This window comes from Shinella sp. GW821-FHT10F02 (genome assembly GCF_058809275.1).
Genome location: NZ_JBXASL010000002.1, coordinates 719,838 through 738,829, shown reverse-complemented (window position 1 = coordinate 738,829; position 18,992 = coordinate 719,838). Strand labels below are relative to the sequence as shown.

At 63.8% G+C, this 18,992-nt stretch carries 16 protein-coding genes; 4 read left to right on the top strand and 12 right to left on the bottom strand.

The annotated features are described in order from the left end of the window. Positions 1-62: 62 nt before the first annotated feature. The 9 genes from fba to AC1RWL_RS09240 all read right to left on the bottom strand — a co-directional run bounded on the left by fba (position 63) and on the right by AC1RWL_RS09240 (position 10,908). Positions 63-1,106, bottom strand: a complete 1,044-nt coding sequence (fba, locus tag AC1RWL_RS09280; RefSeq protein WP_256116796.1) for a class II fructose-bisphosphate aldolase — start codon at positions 1,104-1,106, stop codon at positions 63-65. A 243-nt stretch (positions 1,107-1,349) separates the two neighbouring features. After that, positions 1,350-3,917, bottom strand: coding sequence for a DNA translocase FtsK (locus AC1RWL_RS09275; RefSeq protein WP_493094380.1), 2,568 nt, complete (start codon positions 3,915-3,917; stop codon positions 1,350-1,352). 200 nt (positions 3,918-4,117) lie between these two features. Further along, positions 4,118-5,185 carry an ABC transporter ATP-binding protein gene (locus AC1RWL_RS09270; protein ID WP_493094379.1) on the bottom strand — a complete coding sequence of 356 codons (1,068 nt, stop codon included), beginning with the start codon at positions 5,183-5,185 and terminating at the stop codon, positions 4,118-4,120. 11 nt (positions 5,186-5,196) lie between these two features. Continuing rightward, entirely contained in the window at positions 5,197-6,030 is an 834-nt protein-coding gene (locus tag AC1RWL_RS09265; protein ID WP_256116799.1) for a carbohydrate ABC transporter permease, read from the bottom strand. A gap of 4 nt (positions 6,031-6,034) precedes the next feature. Beyond that, the gene (locus AC1RWL_RS09260; protein ID WP_493094378.1) at positions 6,035-6,958 is read right to left on the bottom strand and encodes a carbohydrate ABC transporter permease; all 924 of its coding nucleotides are present in this window, start codon (positions 6,956-6,958) and stop codon (positions 6,035-6,037) included. Between the two features lie 87 nt (positions 6,959-7,045). Next, entirely contained in the window at positions 7,046-8,305 is a 1,260-nt protein-coding gene (locus tag AC1RWL_RS09255) for an ABC transporter substrate-binding protein (protein ID WP_493094377.1), read from the bottom strand. Between the two features lie 40 nt (positions 8,306-8,345). Next, positions 8,346-9,518: a PLP-dependent transferase gene (locus AC1RWL_RS09250; RefSeq protein ID WP_493094376.1), complete on the bottom strand. Its 1,173-nt coding sequence runs from the start codon at positions 9,516-9,518 to the stop codon at positions 8,346-8,348. Continuing rightward, a complete protein-coding gene (locus AC1RWL_RS09245) occupies positions 9,515-10,237 on the bottom strand; it encodes a FadR/GntR family transcriptional regulator (RefSeq protein WP_435266033.1) in 723 nt (240 codons plus the stop codon). The genes AC1RWL_RS09250 and AC1RWL_RS09245 overlap by 4 nt, the downstream gene beginning before the upstream one ends. Positions 10,238-10,332: 95 nt before the next feature. Further along, entirely contained in the window at positions 10,333-10,908 is a 576-nt protein-coding gene (locus tag AC1RWL_RS09240; protein WP_493094375.1) for a TetR/AcrR family transcriptional regulator, read from the bottom strand. Positions 10,909-10,956: 48 nt separating this feature from the next. Between AC1RWL_RS09240 and AC1RWL_RS09235 the strand changes: the two genes are divergently transcribed. Both AC1RWL_RS09235 and AC1RWL_RS09230 read left to right on the top strand, forming a co-directional pair. Continuing rightward, on the top strand, positions 10,957-11,481 hold the full coding sequence (locus AC1RWL_RS09235; protein ID WP_493094374.1) for a dihydrofolate reductase family protein: 525 nt from the start codon (positions 10,957-10,959) through the stop codon (positions 11,479-11,481). Between the two features lie 89 nt (positions 11,482-11,570). Next, positions 11,571-12,902 (top strand): APC family permease, encoded by a 1,332-nt coding sequence (locus tag AC1RWL_RS09230; protein WP_493094373.1) that lies wholly within the window; start codon positions 11,571-11,573, stop codon positions 12,900-12,902. Here AC1RWL_RS09230 and AC1RWL_RS09225 read toward each other — a convergent pair whose 3' ends face one another. Next, positions 12,903-13,676, bottom strand: a complete 774-nt coding sequence (locus tag AC1RWL_RS09225; RefSeq protein ID WP_493094372.1) for a helix-turn-helix transcriptional regulator — start codon at positions 13,674-13,676, stop codon at positions 12,903-12,905. It abuts the gene before it with no gap. Positions 13,677-13,725: 49 nt separating this feature from the next. Between AC1RWL_RS09225 and AC1RWL_RS09220 the strand changes: the two genes are divergently transcribed. Both AC1RWL_RS09220 and AC1RWL_RS09215 read left to right on the top strand, forming a co-directional pair. Further along, positions 13,726-15,165 (top strand): amidase, encoded by a 1,440-nt coding sequence (locus tag AC1RWL_RS09220; RefSeq protein ID WP_493094371.1) that lies wholly within the window; start codon positions 13,726-13,728, stop codon positions 15,163-15,165. 570 nt (positions 15,166-15,735) lie between these two features. Then, on the top strand, positions 15,736-16,416 hold the full coding sequence (locus AC1RWL_RS09215; protein WP_493094477.1) for a WecB/TagA/CpsF family glycosyltransferase: 681 nt from the start codon (positions 15,736-15,738) through the stop codon (positions 16,414-16,416). Here AC1RWL_RS09215 and AC1RWL_RS09210 read toward each other — a convergent pair. Next, complete coding sequence (locus AC1RWL_RS09210; RefSeq protein WP_493094370.1) at positions 16,389-17,903, bottom strand: hypothetical protein; 1,515 nt, start codon at positions 17,901-17,903, stop codon at positions 16,389-16,391. The genes AC1RWL_RS09215 and AC1RWL_RS09210 overlap by 28 nt on opposite strands. A gap of 4 nt (positions 17,904-17,907) precedes the next feature. Continuing rightward, entirely contained in the window at positions 17,908-18,978 is a 1,071-nt protein-coding gene (locus tag AC1RWL_RS09205; protein WP_493094476.1) for a glycoside hydrolase family 5 protein, read from the bottom strand. Between the last annotated feature and the right edge of the window lie 14 nt (positions 18,979-18,992).

The window sequence follows — 18,992 nt, the reverse complement described above, 5'->3', positions numbered from 1 at the left end:
AGCGCGATGGCGGCCGTCTGCCAGGAAAATCGCCCTCCCGATGGTGCGGGAGGGCGAAGGTCTTATGCCGTGGCGTAGAATTTCGCCATGTCGGGCAGACGCTTGACGCGGATGCTGGAGGCCTTGCCGGCGGTGCGGAAGGCTTCGAAACGCTCGCGGCAGACTTCCGTCATGCGGGCGGTCGCCGGCTTCAGGTAGGTGCGCGGGTCGAAATTGTCCGGCTTTTCCTTAAAATTCTTGCGGATCGTGCCGGTCATGGCGAGGCGAAGGTCGGTGTCGATATTGACCTTGCGCACGCCGAGCGGGATCGCCTTCTGGATTTCGGCAACGGGCACGCCCCAGGTCTGCTTCATCTCGCCGCCATAGGTGGTGAAGAGGTCCTGCAGGTCCTGCGGCACCGAGGAGGAGCCGTGCATGACGAGGTGCGTGTTCGGCAGCTTCCTGTTGATGTTGGCGATCGTCTCGATCGACAGGATGTCGCCGTCCGGTGCGCGGGTGAACTTGTAGGCGCCGTGGCTGGTGCCGATTGCGACCGCAAGCGCGTCGACGCCGGTTTTCGAGACGAAGTCGAGCGCCTGGTCCGGGTCGGTCAGCAGTTCCTCGCGGGTCAGCTTGCCCTCGAAGCCGTGGCCGTCTTCCTTCTCGCCGGCACCCGTTTCCAGGTTGCCGAGACAGCCGAGTTCGCCTTCGACCGAAACGCCGGCCGCATGCGCGATCTTCACCACTTCCGCCGTGACGTCGACATTGTATTCGTAGCTGGCGATCGACTTGCCATCGGCGAGCAGCGAACCGTCCATCATGACGGAGGTGAAGCCGTTGGTGATGGCCGAGATGCAGGTGGAGGGCTGGTCGCCGTGGTCGAGATGCAGGCAAACCGGGATATGCGGATATTCTTCGGCCGCACCGAGAATGAGGTGGCGCAGGAAGGCGTCGCCGGCATAGGCACGCGCACCGCGGCTCGCCTGCAGGATCACCGGGGAATCCGTCGCATCCGCCGCGCGCATGACTGCCTGGATATATTCCAGGTTGTTAACGTTGAATGCGGGCAGTGCGTAGTCGTTTTCCGCTGCGTGATCGAGCAATTGCCGCATGGTGATCAATGCCATTCCTGTCCTCCTTGGATGCAGTCTTCACGGGTCGGCGGCACTATTCACACATCGTCCACCATATGCAACAGGCCTCAAAGACGGCACTGTAAGCCAAATCGATTAAATGGCGCGCGTGGAATAAATTTCCCGTGGACATGGCAAAAATCCGACCCGCGGGTGCGGGCCGGATCCGGAAAATCCATCGGATTCAAATAAGTAGGACAATTGCCCGGCCGCTGGGCACATGCGGCCGGGAAAATCTCATTCCGCGTCGTCGGCTTCCGGCGGTGCCTGGAAGCTGCCCCGCTCGCCGCTGATGATCTCGCGCTTGCCGACATGGTTGGCGGGGCCGACAAGGCCTTCCTTCTCCATGCGCTCGACGAGGGAGGCGGCACGATTGTAGCCGACGGCGAGACGGCGCTGGATATAGGAGGTCGAGCACTTGCGGTCGCGCATGACGACCTTGATGGCCTTTTCGTAAAGGTCGTCGCCGTCTTCGGCACCCATGTCACTCTTGTCGAAGACCGCGCCGCCGTTGGCGGGCTTTTCGTCCTCGTCGTCCTCTTCCTCGGCGGTCACCGTTTCCAGATATTCCGGACGGCCCTGCGCCTTCAGGTGCAGCACGACCTTTTCGACTTCCTCGTCGGAGACGAAGGGGCCGTGCACGCGCGAAATACGCCCGCCGCCGGCCATATGCAGCATGTCGCCCTGGCCGAGCAGCTGTTCGGCACCCTGCTCGCCCAGAATGGTGCGGCTGTCGATCTTCGAGGTGACCTGGAAAGAGATGCGGGTCGGGAAGTTGGCCTTGATCGTGCCGGTGATGACGTCGACCGAAGGGCGCTGCGTCGCCATGATCAGGTGGATGCCGGCAGCACGCGCCATCTGGGCAAGCCGCTGGATTGCGCCTTCGATCTCCTTGCCGGCCACCATCATCAGGTCGGCCATCTCGTCGACGATAACGACGATATAGGGCATCGGATCGAGGGCGAGTTCCTGCTCCTCGTTGATCGCCTCGCCGGTGCCCTTGTCGAAGCCGGTCTGCACGCTGATGGTAATCGTCTCGCCCTTGTCGCGCGCGCCGGCCACACGGTTGTTGTAGCCGTCGATATTGCGCACGCCGAGGCGCGACATCTTGCGGTAGCGGTCCTCCATCTCGCGCACCGCCCATTTCAGCGCCATGACGGCCTTCTTGGGATCGGTAACGACGGGGGTCAAGAGATGCGGGATGCCGTCATAGATCGACAGTTCCAGCATCTTGGGATCGACCATGATCAGGCGGCACTCTTCCGGGCGGAACCGGTAGAGCAGCGACAGGATCATCGTGTTGATGGCGACGGACTTGCCCGAACCGGTGGTGCCGGCGACGAGCAGGTGCGGCATCTTGGCGAGTTCGGCGACCACCGGCTCGCCGCCGATCGTCTTGCCGAGGCAGATCGGCAGCTTGTAGCCGGATTTGGCAAAATCGGCCGAGTCGATCATCTCGCGGAAATAGACCGTCTCGCGGGTCTGGTTCGGCAGTTCGATGCCGATGACATTGCGGCCGGGCACCACGGCGACACGGGCCGACAGCGCCGACATGGAGCGGGCGATATCGTCAGCCAAGCCGATGACGCGGGAGGATTTCACGCCCGGCGCCGGCTCGAATTCATAGAGCGTGACGACGGGGCCGGGGCGGACATGGATGATCTCGCCGCGAACGCCGAAATCTTCCAGCACGCTTTCGAGAAGGCCGGCATTCTGCTCCAGCTGTTCCTGCGTCAGAACGAAACCGACGGTGCGCGGCGGCTCCTGCAGCAGTTCGCGCGGCGGGTATTCGTAGGCGTCGCCGGCCGGCGCCGCCAGGGTGACCTGGAACGGCTTGGCGCGCGAGAGCACCGACGACGGCATTTCGCGCACGGGCTCAACGACGGCGGCCGGGGTGATGACGACCGATGCGGGCTTGATCTCGGCTGCGGCCGGGACGATTTCCGCCACGGCTTCGATGACGGGCGTTTTGACCGGCTCGGCCTTCACCTCGGGAACGGCGACGACAACGGTCTCTGCGACCGGCTGTCGGGCTACGGCCGGGCGGCATTCGACGACCCGGAAGAGCGCGGTGATGGAATTCGGCTCATCCCGCTTTTTCGCCGGCACGGCCACAGGCACGGGCATGGCGACGGCGACTGGCGGCGCGGGTGTCGGCGCCGGCATGCGCACGACGGTGGCAGCCTTCCTTGCCGGCATTTCGGCCGCGTCCTCGTCGGGAACCAGCGTTTCCCAGAAAGCGTGGTCGGAGAGATGCGCGAACCGGCTGATCGCGGCGCGCACATCCGCCTTGGCGACCGGTTTTGCGACCGCGACGGGTGCCGGCAATGGGCTGGCGGGCTTGTAGACAACAGCGGCATCGGTGGGCGTGCCTGTGGTGCCGGCGGCAACGACGGCCTGGACCAGCGGCGGTACGGGCTCGGCCGGAGCGGCTGCCTGCTGTTCCTCGAAACGGCGGCGGCGATCGTCGAGCGCTTCGCGCAAACGCTGGAGCAGTTCCGATTGGGAGAGCTGCGCCGCTTCGGAAAGTTTCGTGGCCGGCGCGGCCTGTTCGACGACCGGCTCGGCCTGCTGCACCTCTTCGGCGGCCGCCTCTTCGATCTTGGCGGCTACCTTGTCCGGGGTGCGCGTGAAGCGGACATTCGGGGCCATGTAGAAGTGGCTTTCCCAACTTCCGTCGGCATATTGGCCGGGGTCGTAGCTTCTCAGCGCCGGCGAGCGGAATCGCGGGCGATAGTCCTCATCGTTGGCAACCGGCTCGTCTGCCGCATGCCACTCCTCAGCCTCCGGCACAAATTCCGGCAAGGCATTGTTTTCATGGGTGTAATACGGCGCTTGCGCGTCGCTTTCCCCTTCGGTCTCTAGGATGGGATAGAAGTTTGTTCTGGAAATACGCATGAACCTGCAAACTCGACGATCATTGCCGATAGGGATGCGTAGATGGTTAGGAAATGAAGGTTAACATTGTCTTTGGAACGGACGGAAATCGTCTTCACGATCTCGTTTCAATCCACTCGTGTGCCCTCCGCGCCGAAGAGGTGAAGCTTGTCCTGCGGCAGGCCGACGCGGACATTCGGCCCGGGATTGAGCATCGCCCGGTCGAGCGTAAAAATTTTCATCGGAATATCGTGGATGGTGACGTGCATGATGATGCCAAAGCCCGTCGGCTCGATGAGATCGACCTTCGCCTCCAGCGCACCGCCATCGGCGATCACTACATGTTCCGGGCGGATGCCGAGCGTCGCCACCGAGCCTGATTCGATGCCGGCCCGTTTTCCGAGCGGCAGCGTCGCGCCATTCGCCAGTTGCAACTCCGCGCCCTCGCCCGAAGTGACGTAGCGCCCCTCGAAAAAGTTCATGCCCGGCGAGCCGATGAAGCCGGCGACGAAGAGATTGGCCGGCCGGTCGTAGAGGTCGAGCGGCGTGCCGACCTGCTGAACCACGCCGGCATGCATGGCGACAATGCGGTCGGCGAGCGTCATCGCCTCGATCTGGTCGTGGGTGACGTAGATGGAGGTCGCGCGAAGGTCGCCGTGCAACTTCTTGATTTCCGCGCGCATCTGCTCGCGCAGGCGCGCATCGAGGTTGGACAGCGGTTCGTCGAAGAGAAAGGCCTTCGGCTGGCGCACGATGGCGCGGCCCATGGCGACGCGCTGGCGCTGGCCCCCGGAAAGCGCGCGCGGGCGGCGCTCCAGGAGCGGGTCGAGGCCGAGCTTCGACGCGGCATTGCCGACGGCACTTGCGATCTTCTCCTTGGTGGAGCGGCGCAGCCGCAGGCTGTAGCTCATGTTGTCGGCGACGCTCATATGCGGGTAGAGCGCGTAGGACTGGAACACCATGGCGATGTCGCGGTCCTTCGGCGCGAGGTCGTTCACCCGCTTGCCGTCGATGCGGATTTCGCCGGCAGTGACGTCCTCCAGGCCGGCGATCATGCGCAGGAGCGTCGATTTCCCGCAGCCGGAGGGGCCGACCAGCACGATGAATTCGCCGTCGCGAATGGTGAGGTCGACGCCGTGCAGGACGGGAAAGGTGCCGAAGCTCTTGCGGATGCCGTGGATGTCGATGGAAGCCATGAAAGACCCTTTCAGCCTTTGACCGCGCCGGCCGTCAGGCCCTGCACGAGGTAGCGCTGGATGAGGAGGAAGAAGAGGCAGGCCGGGATGAGCGCGAGAATGCCCGCCGCCATCATCTGCCCGAAATCGACGGAGAATTTCGAGACGAAGGTGAGCAATCCGACCGGGAAGGTCGCCGCGTCGTTGCCGGAGATCAGCATCAGCGCGAAGAGCAGCTCGCTCCAGGCGGCGGTGAAGACGAAGCCGAGTGTGGCGGCGATGCCGGGGAGCGTCAGCGGCAGGATGATCTGGCGGAAGGCGACGAACTGCGTCGCCCCGTCGATCATCGCCGCCTCCTCGAGGTCCTTCGGAATGCCGTCGAAGAAGGACTGCATGAGGAAGGTGGCGAAGGGCACGTTGAAGGCGGTGTAGACGATGACGAGGCCGGTCAGGCTGTTGGTGAGGCCGAGTGGCGAGAGCATCTTGAAGATCGGCGCGACCAGCATGACGAGCGGGAACATCTGCGTGATCAGCATCAGCGCGACGATCCAGTATTTTGCCCGGAAATTGAAGCGTGACAGGGCGTAGCCCGCAAGCGAGGCGAGGATGGTCACGGCGATAGCTGTGGAGCCCGCGACGATCAGGCTGTTTTTGAAGAAGGTCGGGAAGGCGCTGTGCGCGATGACGAATTCGTAATGCTCGAAGGTCGCGCGCGACGGCCACATGCGCACGCCCTCGCTGTAAAGCAGGTCGTTCGGCGTCACCGAGACCTTCAGCAGCCAGAACAGCGGGAAGAGCGCCACGACGATATAGGCGAGGATGGCGAGGCGATGCGCGACGGTGAGGAGAAGCTTGCTGGTGCGCATGGTGTCAGCCCTTGTTCAGCAGCGTCTGGCGCAGCAGCACGATCAGCATCGAATAGGCGAGCAGCAGCACGAGCAGCACCAGGGCTACGGCCGAGGCGTAACCGAAATCGAGCCGCTTGAAGGCCTGGGTGAAGATGTAGCTCGCGACGATCTGCGTGCGGTCCGCCGGCCCGCCGTTCGTCATGACGACGATGAGGTCGGCGAAATTGGAGATCCAGACGGTGCGCAGCAGGATGGTGATGGCGATGGTCGGCGCGAGGAACGGCAGCGTGATCGAGAGGAAACGCTGCACCGGCCCTGCCCCGTCGATGCTGGCGGCCTCATAGAGATCGCGCGGGATCGCCTGAAGTGCCGCGAGCAAGGTGATGGCGAAGAACGGAATGCCCCACCAGACATTGGCGACGATCGGCCCCCACATGGCGAGATGCGGATCGGACAGGATGTTGTTCGGCGCATCCATGATGCCGAGCGCATACATCCAGTGCGGCAGCGGCCCGATGACCGGGTTGAACAGCCAGGCCCAGTTGAGGCCGGCGAGAAAGCTCGGCACCGCCCAGGGCAGGAAGACCAGCGCCTGCGCAATCCCACGACCGGCAAAGGGCTTGTCGAGCAGCAGCGCGAGGATGAGGCCGAAGAGGAATTGCAGGAAAACCGAGGCGCCCGTCCACCACAGCGTGTTGCGCAGCGCGCGGAAAAAGGCCTGGTCCTCGCTCAACGCGCGAAAATGATCGAGCCCGATGAACCCGCCGGAAAGCGGGTTTAAAAGCTGGATATCGCGAAACGCGTAGGAAATGCCGAGCGCCAGCGGCACCAGCATGACGGTGATGATGAGGATCAGCGCAGGCGCACTGTAGAGATAGGGCTCCGACGCGTCGGCGATCCGCTTTTTAAGCGGTCGCACGGCTTGCGGATGGGCAGCAATGGTCATCGTCTCGCTTCCGTTCTCGGGTTGCGCGGCGTCTCATAAAGATGGTTCCAGGCGGAGCCTCGTATCTCCGCCCGGAGGTTCCCCGGCCTATTTCTTGGCGAGGAACTTCTGCTGTGCCTTGGTCAGGTAGTCCGCCCACTGGTTGGCGAGGTCTTCCGGCGTGATGTCGCCGAGAAGGGCTTCCTGCGAGGTTTTGATGACCAGCGAATCCTTGAAGAAGGCGAATTCTTCGAGATGCGTCGGCATCACGGTCGGTACGGCGTCCTTGTCCTCAAGCTCGGCGAACCAGCCCTTGAACTGCTCGCTCGCATAGAACGGGTCCTTTTCCGCCGAGGTGTGCACCGGCAGCGCGCCCGTGCGCTTGTTCCACTCGATATTGCCTTCCGGCCCTTCGAGCGTCTCGATCAGCTTCCAGGAGAGATCCTTGTTGGCGCTGGAGGAGAACATCGACCAGCCGGCGAAACCGATCGTCGGGAAGGTCTTGCCGTCCGGTCCCTTCGGCATGGTCATGATGCCGTAGTCTTCCGCCTTCATGCGTTCGGCAATAGCGATCAGCGCATCCGGGTCCTGGTCGAGGAAGGCGCAAGTGCCGGAATAGAAACCGGCGACGATCTCGTTAAAACCCCAGTTGACGCTGTCCTTCGGGGCGTAGCCGTTCTTGTAGAGGTCGACCACCCAGGTGAGGCCCTTGACCCAGCCTTCGCTGTTGAAGGTGGAGGTGCCGTCCTCGTTGAAGAACTTGTTGTCGCCGGCCATGGAGGCGCCGAACATCACCCAGCCGTTGAGGCCGCCGGGGCCGCCGCGCAGGCAATAGCCGTATTTGCCGGGCAGCGCCGACACCTTCTTCGAGGCTTCCGCGAATTCGTCCATCGTCTTCGGCGGTTCGGAGACGCCGGCCTCGGCGAGCAGCTTCTTGTTGTAGAACATGGCGCGTAGATAGAAGCCGTAGGGCAGCATATAGGCCGTGTCCTTGATGTCGCGGCCGAGTTCCAGCGCGCGGGGCGTCAGGCCGGCAGTGTGTTCCCACTTCGCGAGATAGGGCTCCAGGCTTTCAAGCATGCCGTTATTGGCATAGAGCGACAGCCAGGTGTCCGGCATTTCCATGACATCAGGCACTTCGCCGGCCGAGACCATGGTGGCGAATTTCTGGAAGGCCTCGCCCCAGGGCAGCGAGATGATCTCGACCTTGGTGCCGGGGTTCGTGGCCTCGAACTTTCGGACGATGGATTTCAGCGTTTCGGTACGCTCGGGGCTGGTGATCACCTCGACGAGCTTCAGCGTGGTATCGGCCAATGCGCTCGATGCCATCAGCGTTGTGATGAGAGCGGCAGTCAAAAGTCTCTTCATGGTCGTTCCCTCTTTTCTGGTTTGCTTCTGATGTTTGACGTCAGTTTGCGGATGCGGCTGTTATCGCCGCTTCCAGATCCCTCCACAGGGCCTCGGTTCCCTCCAGGCCGACATGGAGACGCACGGACCGCGCATCGATGCCGAAGGCATGCGCGGAATTCGGTTGGGCCTTCTGCTGCAACACCACCTCGCCCGGCACGATCAGGCTCTCATGACCGCCCCAGGAGACGCCGAGCTTGAAAAGCTGGAGGTGATCGGCAAAGGCGCGGATATCGATCCCTTCGCGGAAGGTGAACGAGAACAGGCCGGATGTGCCGGTGAGCCCCGGCGGCAGGCGGTTGGCGAGCGCCGGATGAAACACCTTGTCGACGATATCGAGCGCTTGCAGCCGGTTGGCGATGTCGAGCGCGGAGGCCTCGTGCGCCTTCATGCGGATCGGCAATGTGCGCAACCCGCGCACCAACAGCCAGGCATCGAAGGGCGAGAGTTTTCCGCCGAGATAGGGGTAGGCCTCCGAGCGGATACGGCCGATCAGCTCCTTGGAGCCTGCAACAATACCGGCGACGACATCGCTGTGCCCGCCGAGATATTTCGAGGCCGAATGCAGCACGAGATCGACGCCGAGCGTCAGCGGGCGCTGGAAGATCGGGCTCGCCCAGCTGTTGTCGATGACGCTGACGACACCGTGGCGCTTGGCGAGGGCTGCAAGCGCGCCGACATCATGCGCCTCCATCACCCAGCTCGTCGGGCTTTCGAGATAGAGCAGTTTTGCACCCGGCAAGGCCTTGGCAACCGCCTCCTCGTCGCGCCCGTCGACATAGGTCACCTCGACCTTCATGCGCTTCAGATGCGTGCCGAACAGGCGGAAGGCATCCGGGTAGCAATGGCGCACCGCGACGATGCGGTCGCCGGGCTCGACGAAGGTAAGCACGGTGGACGAAATCGACGCCATGCCGCTTGCAAAACCCAGCGCATCCTCGGCGCCTTCGAGCTTCGCCAGCATCTCCTCGAAGGCCCGCACCGTCGGGTTCAGGCCGCGCGTATAGATCGGGCGCACGATCTCGCCGCGATAGGCGGCCACCATCTCGTCATAACTTCCGAAGGTGAAGAGCGAGGTCTGCACGATCGGCGGCACCACGGCCTCGAAGGCGTTCGCCTCGTCATGGGCGACGATAAGAGAGGCAAAGTCGAACGGATCGGCTCCGTTGATCATCGGGACATGTCCTTGATGTCTTCCTCGACCACGGCGAGGATTTTCAGGGTTTCCGCCCGCGCAGCCTCGGGGTCTTCGGCGGCGATGGCGTTGAAGAGCGTGCGGTGGAAAGGAAAGGAGCGGCGGGCGAAATCCGGCCGGTTGAACGGCTTTTCCCAGAACCGCTCGAAGGCGCCGCGCATCTGTTCGAGAAGCTGCTTGAACAGCGGATTATGCGTGGCGTCGTAGATCGCGAGGTGGAAGGCCAAGTCTTCCGGACCGGACGTGCCCTTGGCGAGATGCACGCGCTCCATCTCGTCGAGTTTCTCCTCGATATTGACGAGATCCTCCGCCGTGCGCCGCCGTGCGGCGACCATGCCGGCCTCGCATTCGATGCCGCGGCGTACCTCCAGCGTCTGGAGCAGCACGTCGCGCAAGTGGATTGCATCGAAGGAAAGCGGCATATGCACGGTGGCGCTCGTCACCGGCTTCAAGAGATAGGTGCCGCTGCCCTTGCGGCTTTCCATCACGCCGAGCGCCTGAAAATGCCGGATCGCCTCGCGGATCGTCGAGCGGCCCACGGCAAGCGCGGCCATCAGCTCGCGCTCTGCCGGCAGCCGGTCGCCGGCCTGCAGGTTCGCGCGGTCGATATAGGACGCCACGGCCTCGGTCACCTGTCGCGCCCGGTCGATGGGCGGCAACGGCTCGATCTGCGGCCTGTCGCTCGGCTCGGTTGGCATGATGCCAATTCCCCTGTTCGTGTCAGCTTCTCAAATTGGTCTGACATCTTAGCATTATGCGGCGCGCTTGCTCTGTCAAGCGGCAATCAAGGGGATTAATTCGCGGGTCGCATGGGAACGACGGAGCGGCACCAGTCCTCCAGCACGCGTCGCATCGCCACCTCGAAGGGCTCGGCCTGCGTGAACGCCCACCAGGTATGGGCGCCCTGCCAGATGCAGGCCATCTGCCAGCCAAGGCGCTCCGCCTCCTGCGGCTCCGCGGAAAGGCGCCGCCCGAGCGCCTCGACGATCTGCCGCGCCCACCGTGCACCCCGCGCCCGCAGCACGGGATCGCGCACGTCCTCCCGAAGCAGCAGGAGCCCGTCGCTGGCGTTCTGGTCCGCAAGCTCCGGCGGCATCAGCCGCATCAGCAGATCGACGGCGCCGGCGACGGTCACGGGTAGCTCGGCATCCGCCGCGGTTGTATCCGCATCGAGGCGATCCCAGCTGCGCAGCAGGATCGACCGGACCAGGCTCTGCCGGTCGCCGTAGCGTTGCACCAAAGTCGCGGCCGCAAGCCCGCAGGCTCCGGCCGCCTTGGCGAAGGTCAGGTTGTCCGGGCCGATGGTGAGGATGAGCGACAGCAGCGCATCGAGCACCGCCTCGTCGGAAATGGTCTTGTTTCTTGTCATGATTCTTTTTATAAACGTATGTTCATTTATGTAAAGGAGGAGCGTTCGATGGCGAGAATTCTGGGTTACATTGCGGCAAGTCTCGACGGCTACATCGCGACGGAGGATGACGGGCTCGACTGGCTGTTCAAATATGACAGCGACAACCTCGGCGAACACGATTACCGCCTCTTCATCAAGCGCATCCGCACCGTCGTCATGGGCCGCGGCACCTATGATTTCATTGCGAAAGAATCCTCGCCCTGGGCCTATGCCGACCAGCGCGTCATCGTGGTCACGTCCAATCCTATCCCCGATCCCAAGGGCGCTCTGGAGGTCAGAGACGACGTTGACGCCCTCGTCGCCGAGCTTCGCGCGCTCGATGACGGCGACGTCTGGATGCTCGGCGGCGGGAAGTTGCAGATGGCGTTCCTGGAACGCGATGCGCTGGACGAAATCGAGATCTACATCATCCCGGAAATGCTGGGCGGCGGACGCCCGCTCTTTCCCGCCACGGGCTTTCGTTCCACCCCGACGCTGCTCAGCGCGAAGGCGCTGGGCCAGGGCGTGCGCCTGCACTACAAATGGCGGTGAGGCGACCCGGGCCGCGGTAACCCTCCAGGGTTATTGGCTTTGCCGCCGGTTTCCCCGACCCTTCGGGCCTGTCTTTTGAGGAGGGGAACATGACGCATACCATCAAGCTGGACCGCACCCTTGGCCTGTGGTCCGTGGTGCTGTTCGGTCTCGCCTATATGACGCCGATGATCGTCTTCGGGACGTTCGGGGCTCTCGCCTCGGCGAGCCAGGGCACCACGGCGATGGCTTATTTCATCGCCGCGCTGGCAATTTTCCTGACGGCGGCGAGCTACGGCATCATGGCGAAGGTCTATCCGGTCGCCGGATCCGCCTATACCTATGCCCGCAAGTCGCTGAATTCCGGGGCCGGCTTTCTCGTCGGCTGGGCCGTGCTGCTCGATTATTTCTTCCTGCCGATGGTCATCTGGCTGATCGGTGCGGCCTATCTGAGCTCGGCCTTTCCGGCGGTTCCGGCCTGGCTGTGGATCGTCGGCTTCATCGTGCTGACGACCGCCGTCAACGTCATCGGCATCGCCTTTGCCAACCGGGTGAACGTCGTGCTCATGCTGGTGCAGCTTGCGGTTCTGGTTGCCTTCGTGGCGCTCGCCGCCCGCTATGTCGCCGCCCTCAACGGCGCTTCCGGCCTCGTCTCGGTCCGGCCGTTCTTCGAGGCCGGCGTGCCGTTCAGCGCTTCCGTCGCGGGGGCCGCGATCGCGGCCTATTCGTTCCTCGGCTTCGATGCCGTCTCCACGCTGACGGAAGAGACCCGAGACCCGACCCGCACCATGCCGAAGGCGATCATGATCATCGCTGTCATCGGCGGCATCATCTTCACCGGTTCGGCCTATATCACCCAGCTCGCCCATCCCGGCGGCGAATTCGCCTCGGTCGATTCCGCCGCGTCGGAAATCGCCCTGATGATCGGCGGCGACCTGTTCGTCACGGTGTTCCTCGCCACGCTTGTGGTCGCACAGTTCACCTCCGGCCTGGCCGCGCAGGCGAGCGTCGGCCGCCTGCTCTTCGCCATGGGGCGCGACGGCGTGCTGCCGGCCAGCATCTTCGGCAAGCTGCATGAAAAATGGCGCACGCCCGTGTTGAACCTCGTCGTCGTCGGCATCGTCGGCCTGCTTGCGCTGACGCTCGACATCACCACCTCGACGTCCTTCATCAACTTCGGTGCCTTCCTCGCCTTCACCGCCGTCAACGTCTCGGTGATCGCGCTCTACCTGAAGGAAAATCCGATCGTCCGGCCGCTCGGCCCGCTTCTCGGGCTTGCCGTGCCCGCCGTTGGCGCGGTCTGCGACCTGTTCCTGCTGTGGAACCTCGATGGACACGCCAAGCTCCTGGGCGTCATCTGGCTGGCGATCGGCGTCTGCTACCTCGCCTATCTCACCCGGTTCTTCCAGGCCGCACCGCCCGAGGTGGAGTTCGTCGAATAGTCAGCGACGGCTCAAGAAGAGATGGAAGAGTTCCGCCTGGCTGGAAATGGTGAGTTTTGCATAGACCTGCCGGCGGTGCACTTTCACCGTATTGGGCGAAAGCCCGAGCGTCGCGGCGATGGAATAGGTCGAGTGACCCTTGAGGATGAGGGTCACGATCTCCAGCTCCCGTTTCGAAAGCAACGGATGGCTGATCGTCGCCGCGGCATTCGCCTCCCCGGCCTGCGGCTGGAACTGGGCATGCCAGTGTTTTTCGGCGAGCGCCCGAACCAAGGGCGCCGCACTCTCCAGCCGCGCGATGTCCCGCTTGGAAAAGAATGGCACCTTGCCCATGCGCGAGAGCGACAGCACCGCATCGACATGCTGAAGCTTCAGGATGAACCCGATCTCGTCGACGATCCCCGTCGCCTGGTAGTGGAACCGGTAATATTCCGTCTCGGTAAAACGGTCCGGCGCCAGCCGCCGCATCACCAGCACGGCCGGCTGCGGCGAATTGCGGACGGCATCGTAGAACGGGTCGAGAATATAGGCGCCGGCGAGGTAGTGCTCGACGATGGTGGTGCGGTCGCCGACGATGCGATCGTTATCGAGATCGAAGGCCTTGCCGTTCGCCGCATAGGCAAAGCCGTTCATCATCTCGAAGGACACGAAATGGCGCAGCGCGCGCTCCAGCGCCTCGGGGAAACCCGGCTCGCCGAGCGCCGATACCGCCTCGGCGATCCCCGCGTTCCACAGGTCGGCATGGTTTCCCGTCAGGCCCGCTTTCTTTACCAAGTCCAACCCCCGTTTGTCGAAACCAAGACCTAGCACGGAGTCCGCCGCCATGCAGACTGTTTCTCGCACCGCCTCGCAGGCCCATCCGCTCGATCTTCCGGCGACGGAAATCGCGGCCGGTATTCGCGCCGGTGCTTTTTCGGCGGAGGCCGTGGTGGCCGAATCCCTGCGGCGCGCGAAGATCGTCGATCAGTCGCTGAACGCCTTCACGCTCATTCGGGAAGAGGCCGCGCTGGCCTCGGCACGGGAGGCCGACCGGCAGGTCGCGTCCGGCGCCACGACGCCCGCCCTCATCGGCGTTCCCTTCGCCGCCAAGGATCTCACGCCCACCCGCGGCGACCTCACGACACTCGGATCGTGGACGCAGGAGGATTGGGTTCCCTCCGAGACAGCGCTGTGCATCGCCCGGCTCGAAGCCGCCGGCGCCATCCTCATCGGCAAGACGACGACACCAGAATTCGCCCATTCCAGTTTCACCGCCAGCCCGCGCTGGGGCATCACGCGCAATCCGTGGAATGCTTCGCGGACCTGCGGCGGCTCGTCGGGCGGCTCGGCGGTGGCGGTGGCGACGGGCGTAGTGCCCTTTGCCGAAGGCACCGACATGGGCGGCTCCGTGCGTATCCCCGCTGCCTTCTCCGGCATCGTGGGCTTCAAGCCGAGCCTCGGGCGCATCCCCATGACGATCCTGCCCAGCGTCTTCGACAATATCTCGCATTTCGGCCCGCTGGCGCGCACCATCGAGGATGCCGTCGCCTTCATGGCAGCCGCGTCCGGCCCCGACGACGCGGACATCGCCTCGCTGCCCCTGCCCTTCTCGCCGGAAAAGGCGCGCCGTGGTCATCTCGCAGGCCGCCGCTTCGCGCTGTCCCTCGACTTCGGCTATTACAGCGTGGAGGCACCGGTGCGGTCCGCCATTCTCGCGGCGGTCGATGAGATCCGCGACGCCGGCGCCATCGTCGAAACCGTGGATCTCGGTTGGTCGCGGGCCGTCAATGACGGCTGGTACGATCTGTGGTGCGTTTTCATGTCGGCGTTTTTCGCCGATACGCTCGAAGTATACCGCGAGCGCATGGACCCGCTCGTCGTCGAGCTGATCGAGCGTGGCCACACCATGGGCGCCACGCAATACAAGCGCGTGGAACTGCTGCGCACCGCGATGTGGAAGGACCTTTCCGCCATCCTCGCCCGCTACGACGCCTTGCTCTGCCCCACCTGTGCCGTGACCGCGCCCTGTGCCGAGGCGAACGACAACGACTATGTCGCCGATCTGCCGGACGGTCGCTTCCAGGGGCTGGATATGACCTGTCCGTTCAATCTCCTCCCGCAATGCCCTGCTTTGTCTGTACCGGTGGGCTTGGCCGAGGACGGCCTACCCGTCGGCCTCCAGATCGTCGGCCGGCGTTACGCCGACGAGGACGTCCTGTCGATCGGCGGCGCCATCGAGGGCACGCTTCGCGCAATCGGCCGTTCGGACGGCTGGCGCTGGTAGATTGCTGTCAAACGAAATGCAATCTATAGGCGATTTTCGGTTGTATGGCGGCGGTTGGCGTGTGAGTAACCGGGTAGCATTCCACTCGACCTATGCGCGAGTTGGCTCAACCTTTGTTCTGGGTGTGCTTTAATCGCGCTATAGATGTATCTTGTTCCCAGACGTTTGCAGTTTCTGAAAATATATCATATTTATCAGCGCCTTGTATCTGAATTCTTTAGTAAGTTTTGCAATCTCAGATTTTATAAAACTTAATTTAATATTTACCAATTAACCAAATATTTACGATCCGCTTAAATCTCATAGTAGCATGGTGTAAATCACTTCAACCGGAGGTGATGGTCCATGACAGATATCGACAAGAGTTTCCGCAATGGCCTTAATGTAGAAAATACACCTATTGGTAGAGTTGGGATGGAGCTTCCTTCTCTGCTGCCGTCCGGTGAATTCACTTCGGTCTTGCGGCCGAACCAGGTCGCTGCAGAGCCCTGGGAATCCTTGCCGGCCAACCCCAGCGCGCTGCTGGGAGGCCTCGTCATCGCGGCGATCGATCGCGCCCGCGCTGCCGACATGATGATCGCGGCGACGCGCCGCCGCCGTGGCGGCCGGCCCTTCTACTTCACTTCCGCGAATGGCGAAGTCATCGCCCGCACCTACAGGGACCGGAACATCGCCCTCCTCTTCCACACGGCGGACCAGATCCTCGCCGACGGCCAGCCCCTCGTCTTCGCCTCGCGATGGTTGTGCAAACACCCGCTGCCGGAGCGCGTGGCCACGACAGATCTCTTTCACGACGTGGCAATGCGCGCCGAAGCGGAGGGCGTGACGTTCTATCTGCTGGGCGCGACCGAGGAGGAGAATGGCAAGGCTGTCGCGGCGGCGCGCAAGCGCTATCCCGCGCTGCGCATCGTCGGCCATTGCCATGGTTATCTCACAGGTGCTGCGCTCGACAGCAAGATCGACGAAATCAACGCACTGGCGCCGGATATTCTCTGGATCGCCCTCGGCGTGCCCCGCGAGCAGATCGCGGTGCGGGATTTCGCCGCGCGGCTCGGCAATGTCGGCGTTATCAAGACCTCCGGCGGCCTGTTCGATCATCTCGCGGGAAAGACGATGCGGGCGCCGCTCTGGATGCAGAAGGCCGGTCTGGAATGGTGCTGGCGCATGCTGATGGAGCCGCGCCGCCTCTTCTGGCGCTACCTGACGACCAATCCGCAGGCCTTCTACGTGATCCTGAGATATTCCCGATAAGCGCTTTCGCGCAGATGCGTGCCGAAGGAAACACCGACGAGCAGCAGGCAGAAGCCGAGGGCGAGCGGCGAGAAGAAGGCTTCCTCCTGCAGCACGGCATTGGCCGAGATCGTGACGACCGCAACGAAGGCGAAGAGGAAATCCGGCTTGCCGGTGTCGAGAAGCCGCCGGCCGGCAGTGATGGCGAGCGCGGCGAGGAAGCCGAAGAAGACGAAGCTGCCGATCCCCATCTGGTAGAGCATCACGCCGACGGCGCTTTCGACGGGCACCGCCGCCGCACCCTCGCCCTGCGCGCGGTCCCAGTCGAGATTGACGCTGGTGCTCGACAGGTTGCCGCCGATGCCGAGCCCCTGCCCAAGCGGATTTGCCAGAAAATCCCGCACGCCGGCAATGAGCCCGAGCACATGGTAATCGCCGTGCCGGGCACCATAAGCTGTGGCGGCGGCCGTCCACACGGTTGCCAGCAGGACGACGACGGCAAGCGTCAGCCGGGCGCGCGACGGGCGGTAGAACAGCCGGCTCATGAGCGCTACGCAGAGCAGGAAGGCCGCTCCCTTCGAGCCGATGACGAGGAGGATCGGAAAAGCTGCCAGCGGCAGCAGCCAGCGCCCACGAAAAAGCAGCCAGGACGACAGCAGGCTCAGCGCATAGGCATAGCTGATCGGGTGGAAATTCGGCCCGCCATTGCGGAAGATGCGCGGCAGGGCGTCGCCGAAGAAGGCGGTGTTGAAGAAGGTTGCGGTCATCGTGTCTTCCAGCCCCCGCAGCACGAAGCCGGTTTCCCGCAGCGCCTTTTCCCACACGCCCGCCTCGATCTGCTCCTTCAGGCCGCGCTGGATATAGAGATCGCCGTGGAACAGGCCGAGGAAATCCATACGGAAGACCTGCTCCAGATAGCCATAGGCGACGGCGACGGTGCAGAGCCAGACCATCGGTATGCGCAGATCGACCCGGTAGAGGCTCGCGGCAAGAAGCGCGATGTGGAAACAGGCAAGCGGCGTGATGGTGTTGCGGAAATAGATCACCGCATCCTTCGGCCCGCCGCGCGCCGCACCCAGCACCAGATAGAAGCAGATGACGCCCGAAAGCGCGAAGCCGAACAACAGCCACGGCCGCAGCGTTGGAAGCCGGCGCACCCTCTGCTGGAACGCCGCCAGCACGAAAAGGCCGAACGCCGTCATTAGGATGACGAAATTAGCGCCGCGCAGCGCATCGAACGTGTTGTCATCCGGCACGAAGGGTGTGAACCAGGCGACGACGAGGTTTTGGAAAAGGAAGGCGCAGAGGATGACCGTTGGCATGCCGGCCGGGACGGTGATCGAGAGGATCGCCGTCAGAACGAAGGTCGCGGCAAAGCCGAACGGCGTCCATACGGCAAAGGCCCCAACCGCCACGACAATGGTGAGGAAGGCGAGGGAGAGGTGGAACAGGGCATCGTTTTCCCGCGCGGGAGGGATGGAGAAGGATGCGCCCGTCGCCTGCGCCATCCCCTCAGCCTCCCGCCCCGAACAGCGCATCGAGCATCGAACCGTCAAAGCCCTCGGTGCTCGCCCGGCTGTCGATGAAGCCAAAACCCTGGTCGAGCTCCCAATAGGCCCAGCCGATGCCGCTCGTTTCTGCCGCTCGGCGCACCGCGCGCACCCAGGCGATGCGGCTTGCGGCATCGACGCAGAAATCGAGCACGCCGAATTCGTTCAGCATCATCGGGCAGCGGGTCGCGGTGGACCAGCGTGCGGCCTTTTCGAATTCCGCGCCAATCGCCGCCGACGTCCAGTCCGTCGTCAATTGCTCTTCGACGAGACGCGCCGCCTCCTCATCGCCGGCAGCGCGGAGTTCCACGATCCGCGCCGCGACATGAGGCATGTCCCGCGTCGCCGGGAACGGCAGGCCGCGGATGCGCGCAAGCGGTGAGGCGCCCCAGCTCTGGCATTGATGGGTAAAGGCCATCGGCGCGTAGAAATGCACCGCCGCGATCTGCCGGTCGTCGGACAGCGGCGGCGTGCCGTCGAGTTGCCAGATGCCCTGGTCGGGTGCCGGACCCCAGACAATGGTGTGGTGCGGGCAGGCGGCGCGGACGATCCCGGCAAGCCGGTCGCGAAGGGAGAGCCATGCTGCGGACGCCATTGGCGGCTCGTTCAGAAGTTCGGGATAGACCCTATCGGCGGGCAAGTCGGCGATGACACTGCGCAAGGCCACCCACGCCTCCGACACCCGCACGCCGCCCGCTGCCGGATCGGTGCGCAGCGCGGCATGCAGGCCGGCGGACGGATGCAAATCGACAAGCACCGCAAATCCCGCGGCGAGAAGCGTCGTGATGCCCTGCGCGATGTGGCGCAGCGCCGTTGCGCCCGAGAGAGCGACGTCGCCATCGATCGGCAGACGGATGGTCTCGAAGCCGCTGCCGCGGAGTTTCTCCATCACCGCTTGTGCCGGAGCGAGCCCGTCCTCGCGGTCGAACCAGCCCGGCAGATTGACTCCGCGGCTGGGAACGGACCGCTCGTTAGCTACGGAAAATGACGAAAGACCAGTGGCAAGAAGCGATGCGCCGGCCAGCGACAACACGCGGCGACGCGACA

What these genes read in the sequence shown, in the direction of transcription:
- fba (WP_256116796.1), bottom strand. Translation starts at nt 1,106, where the DNA reads ATGGCATTGATCACCATGCGGCAATTGCTCGATCACGCAGCGGAAAAC.
- AC1RWL_RS09270 (WP_493094379.1), bottom strand. Translation starts at nt 5,185, where the DNA reads ATGGCTTCCATCGACATCCACGGCATCCGCAAGAGCTTCGGCACCTTT.
- AC1RWL_RS09265 (WP_256116799.1), bottom strand. Translation starts at nt 6,030, where the DNA reads ATGCGCACCAGCAAGCTTCTCCTCACCGTCGCGCATCGCCTCGCCATC.
- AC1RWL_RS09260 (WP_493094378.1), bottom strand. Translation starts at nt 6,958, where the DNA reads ATGACCATTGCTGCCCATCCGCAAGCCGTGCGACCGCTTAAAAAGCGG.
- AC1RWL_RS09255 (WP_493094377.1), bottom strand. Translation starts at nt 8,305, where the DNA reads ATGAAGAGACTTTTGACTGCCGCTCTCATCACAACGCTGATGGCATCG.
- AC1RWL_RS09250 (WP_493094376.1), bottom strand. Translation starts at nt 9,518, where the DNA reads ATGATCAACGGAGCCGATCCGTTCGACTTTGCCTCTCTTATCGTCGCC.
- AC1RWL_RS09245 (WP_435266033.1), bottom strand. Translation starts at nt 10,237, where the DNA reads ATGCCAACCGAGCCGAGCGACAGGCCGCAGATCGAGCCGTTGCCGCCC.
- AC1RWL_RS09240 (WP_493094375.1), bottom strand. Translation starts at nt 10,908, where the DNA reads ATGACAAGAAACAAGACCATTTCCGACGAGGCGGTGCTCGATGCGCTG.
- AC1RWL_RS09235 (WP_493094374.1), top strand. Translation starts at nt 10,957, where the DNA reads ATGGCGAGAATTCTGGGTTACATTGCGGCAAGTCTCGACGGCTACATC.
- AC1RWL_RS09230 (WP_493094373.1), top strand. Translation starts at nt 11,571, where the DNA reads ATGACGCATACCATCAAGCTGGACCGCACCCTTGGCCTGTGGTCCGTG.
- AC1RWL_RS09220 (WP_493094371.1), top strand. Translation starts at nt 13,726, where the DNA reads ATGCAGACTGTTTCTCGCACCGCCTCGCAGGCCCATCCGCTCGATCTT.
- AC1RWL_RS09215 (WP_493094477.1), top strand. Translation starts at nt 15,736, where the DNA reads ATGATGATCGCGGCGACGCGCCGCCGCCGTGGCGGCCGGCCCTTCTAC.
- AC1RWL_RS09210 (WP_493094370.1), bottom strand. Translation starts at nt 17,903, where the DNA reads ATGGCGCAGGCGACGGGCGCATCCTTCTCCATCCCTCCCGCGCGGGAA.